The 3827-nt window shown below is 71.6% G+C and carries 5 protein-coding genes; 3 read left to right on the top strand and 2 right to left on the bottom strand.

Going from position 1 to position 3827, the window contains the following annotated elements; all coding sequences use genetic code 11:
- A partial coding sequence (locus AC1DY2_RS16890) for a hypothetical protein (protein WP_476763466.1) occupies positions 1–460 on the top strand: 460 nt, incomplete at its 5' end.
- On the opposite strand, the gene AC1DY2_RS16895 is transcribed toward AC1DY2_RS16890, so the two are convergent.
- Both AC1DY2_RS16895 and AC1DY2_RS16900 read right to left on the bottom strand, forming a co-directional pair.
- Positions 427–633, bottom strand: coding sequence for a hypothetical protein (locus AC1DY2_RS16895; protein ID WP_309978410.1), 207 nt, complete (start codon positions 631–633; stop codon positions 427–429). The two genes, AC1DY2_RS16890 and AC1DY2_RS16895, sit on opposite strands and share 34 nt — an antisense overlap.
- Before the next feature lie 89 nt (positions 634–722).
- Entirely contained in the window at positions 723–1604 is an 882-nt protein-coding gene (locus AC1DY2_RS16900) for a helix-turn-helix transcriptional regulator (protein WP_476763467.1), read from the bottom strand.
- Positions 1605–1705: 101 nt separating this feature from the next.
- Here AC1DY2_RS16900 and AC1DY2_RS16905 point away from each other — a divergent pair, with 101 nt between their 5' ends.
- Together AC1DY2_RS16905 and AC1DY2_RS16910 are read left to right on the top strand one after the other, a co-directional pair.
- Positions 1706–2953 carry a multidrug effflux MFS transporter gene (locus tag AC1DY2_RS16905; protein ID WP_476763468.1) on the top strand — a complete coding sequence of 416 codons (1248 nt, stop codon included), beginning with the start codon at positions 1706–1708 and terminating at the stop codon, positions 2951–2953.
- 65 nt (positions 2954–3018) lie between these two features.
- Positions 3019–3827: zinc-binding dehydrogenase (locus AC1DY2_RS16910; RefSeq protein ID WP_476763469.1), on the top strand; the 809-nt coding region annotated here is incomplete at its 3' end.

Genomic DNA, 3827 nt, shown 5'->3' on the forward strand with positions numbered 1-3827 from the left:
GACGAGCGACGACCCGCTGCTCGACGTCCTCCTCGCCGTCCGAGCAGCAGCGGACGCCCTGCCCGTCGCCGCGGAGGAGCGCCAGCGTTCGCAGGCGGTGGGGGTGCGCATGGCGCTCCGAGTCCTCGCGGACCGCGACGACGAGCTCACCCCGGAGACGTGCGAGCTCGCGGAGGCCGCCCTTCGCACCGCACCGGCAGCCGATGCCTGGGGCATCCGGTTCATCGAGAACGTCGGTCCAGGACGCCGCGGCATGAGCGCCCAACAGTGCCGGGACATCGTGACCGGCGCGGTCGACGGGATCGCGCGGGCGTGCGTCGGGGATCGCGACGATCGGCTGGTCACCCTCCTGACGGCGGCGGTGTCCGATACCGCGCGATTCGTGGGCAGGTCGGGCCTACGGCCGACCGCGCAGGCTCCGACCGCCTACCTCGCCGTTTCCAGCGTCGCCAGGGCCTGAAGCGCTCGGGGCAGGGAGTCGAACACGCCGACCTGGCGGTCGGCCCAGTCCCAGACCACGAAGGCGGATGCCGTGTGCCAGACGTGGCCCGCGACCGAGAAGCTCTCGCGGAGCTGGATGTCCCACCTTCCTTCGCCCGCTTCGATGACGTCGAACCCGTGAATCGCGTCCATGCCGCACCTCCGATCGTTTTCCGGCAACGTAGCCGCAGCACATGACGGACGTGTGACCTCGAGAAGAACGGCCAGAGACGGAGGTGAGGTCAGGACGACGCCCTCGACGCCGAGACCGGGTGTTCCATGCTCCACGACGCGAGGAGCCTGAGGCGGTCCGCCGACGGGGAGCCGGGTTCCGCGGTGTAGATGAGGAGGACGTGGCCGGGCTCCGCCGTGATGGCGAGCTCCTCGTACGCCAGGGTGAGCTCGCCGACGAGCGGATGGTTGAACCGCTTGGTCCCCGTCCCATGGGTGCGCACGTTGTGCGCGGCCCAGAGGGTACGGAACGTCTCGCTGTGCGTCGACAGCTCGCCGACGAGGTCCTGCAGTCCCTTGTCGTGCGGGTCGCGTCCGGCTTCGGCGCGCATGATCGCGACGCACATCTCGGCGAACCGGTCCCAGTCGGGGTAGAAGTCGCGGGCCGCCGGGTCGAGGAACTGGAATCGGGCGAGATTGGGCGTGCGGCCGTTCGTGCCGATGACGGGGGAGTAGAAGGCCGCACCGAGCGCATTGGTCGCGATGAGGTCCTGTCGCTGGTCGCGGACGAACGCGACCCCCTCGGTGATGGCCGAGAGCGCCCAGTCCAGGCTCGGCCGTGGCATCGAGGCTCGCGTGGCACGGCGGCGCATCCGGCCGGATGACGGGATGCCGTCAGCGGCGCGCGCCAGGTCGAGCAGGTGGGCGCGCTCGGTGTCGTCGAGCTGCAGTGCCCGGGAGACCGCGTCGAGCACCGCGGCGGATGCCCCCGCGATCGCGCCGCGCTCGAGCTTGGCGTAGTACTCGACGCTGACGCCGGCGAGCGAGGCGACCTCGCTCCGCCGCAGGCCGGGAACCCGTCGATTGCCGCCGGTGATCACGCCCGCGGATTCCGGCGCGAGCCGGGCGCGGCGCGACATCAGGAATTCGCGCACCTCGGATCGGTTGTCCATTCCGCCAGCGTACGTCGCGCGGCTTCCGCGAGGGGTGCCCTCCCAGTACACGTTCCGTCCGGGACTCCCGAGCGCGATGACCCGCGAGCAGGCTGGTGCACATGCTTCCCGACGCTCTCGCCCCGCGGCCTTCGCACAGCCGGTGGCTGCCGACACTGCTCCTGCTCCTCACGGTGTTCGGGCCGATCTCGATGGACCTGTACCTGCCCGCGCTGCCCGCGCTCACGGCGCAGCTCGGCGCCGCGACCTCCGTGGCGCAGCTCACCATCACCGCGTGCCTCGTCGGACTGGCCGCGGGCCAGCTCATCGCGGGCCCGCTGTCCGACCGGTTCGGCCGCCGCGGCATCCTGCTGATCGGCATCCTCGCCTACATCGTCACGTCCGCCCTGTGCGCGATCAGCCCGACGATCGAGCTGCTGATCGCCGCGCGCCTGGTGCAGGGGCTCGCCGGCGGAGTCGGGATCGTCATCGCGCAGGCCGCGGGCCGTGACGTCTACTCGGGCGGGGCGCTCATCAGGTTCTACGGCCGGCTGACGGTGATCGGCGGTTTCGCCGCGGTCGTCGGGCCGCTCCTCGGCGGGCTGCTGAACACGATGACCGACTGGCGGGGACTCTTCGTGCTCCTCTCCCTGATCGGCGTCGCGATCCTCGTCGTCACGCTCGTCGTGTTCCGCGAGACCCTGCCCCTCGAACGTCGCACCGCCGGGGGCTTCGCACACACCATCCGGGACTTCCGGATGCTGCTCGCCGACCGCGTCTTCGTCGGCGCGGTGTTGAACCAGGGCTTCCTCTACGCCGCGCTGTTCGCCTACCTGGCCGGAGCCACCTTCGTGCTGCAGGACGTCTACGGACTCACGCCGCAGGGGTATGCGCTCGCATTCGGGCTGAACTCGGCCGGCTTCATGGTCTTCGGATACCTCGCCGGCCGCRCCTCCGAACGCTGGAGCGTCCGTGGCACCCTCACGATCGGGATCGCCGCCGCCGGGCTCGGCGCGGCGGGCCTGCTCGCCGCCGGCCTGAGCGCCGTGCCGCTGTGGGTCGTGCTCGCGTCGCTGTTCGCGCTGGTGGGCGGCGTGGCGATCACCTCCCCGCCGGCGACGACGATCGCCCTGGTCGGGTACCCGCAGGTCGCCGGCACGGCATCGTCACTGCTCGGCATGGTGCGCTTCGGCTTCGGCGGGGTCGCCGCGCCGCTCGTCGGCATCGCCGGGGCCACGAACATCCTGCCCCTCGGCGTGGTCGCCGTGACCGCGGTCGCGCTTGCCGGTGTCGCCTTCGCCGCCCTCGGCAGGCCGCGGTCGACGGTGGCCGCGCCGTCGACGCCCACGGCCGAGCCGGCCCTCCACTGAGCTGCGGGCTCCTGCAACGAACACCCCTCACCTTCACCCTCACCCTCAACACGAAGGAGCACCCCATGCGTGGAGTGATCATGTACGCACCAGGCGACGTCCGCGTCGAAGACCGCGAGCATCCGTCGATCGTCGAGCCCACCGATGCCGTCATCCGCCTCAGCGCGTCCTGCATCTGTGGTTCGGACCTCTGGCCGTATCGCGGCGCCGAGCCGGTGGACCGCACGCCGATGGGCCACGAGTACGTCGGCGTGGTCACCGAGATCGGCGGCCAGGTCACGCAGATCAAGGTCGGCGACTTCGTCGTCGGGTCGTTCTTCGCGTCGGACAACACCTGCGAGATCTGCCGCGCGGGCTACCAGTCGCATTGCGTCCACCGGCAGCCGGGCGCGCCGACCGGCGCACAGTCGGAGTATGCCCGCATTCCCCTCGCGGACGGCACCCTGGTGGCCACTCCAGCCCAGCCCGATCCAGACCTGATCCCGTCGCTCCTTGCCGCATCGGACGTGCTCGGAACCGGGTGGTTCGCCGCCGTCGCCGCGCAGGCGGGCCCCGGCAAGACCGTGGCGGTCGTCGGCGACGGCGCGGTCGGCCTGCTCGGCATCCTCGCGGCCAGGGAGCTGGGCGCGGAACGGATCATCGCGATGAGCCGCCACGCCGACCGGCAGGCGCTCGCCCGCGAGTTCGGGGCCACCGACGTCGTCGAGGAGCGTGGGGATGCCGGTGTCGCGAAGATCAGGGAACTCACCGACGGGCTCGGGGCGCACAGCGTCATCGAGGCGGTGGGCACGCAGGAGTCGATGATGCAGGCGATCCGCGCCACGCGCGCCGGCGGGCACGTCGGCTATGTCGGCGTCGCCCACGACGTCTCGCT

Source organism: Agromyces sp. P1_H4 (assembly GCF_056405255.1).

Bases quoted from the DNA above. Each gene is read 5' to 3' on its own strand.
- AC1DY2_RS16895 (WP_309978410.1), bottom strand. From the start codon at position 633: ATGGACGCGATTCACGGGTTCGACGTCATCGAAGCGGGCGAAGGAAGG.
- AC1DY2_RS16900 (WP_476763467.1), bottom strand. From the start codon at position 1,604: ATGGACAACCGATCCGAGGTGCGCGAATTCCTGATGTCGCGCCGCGCC.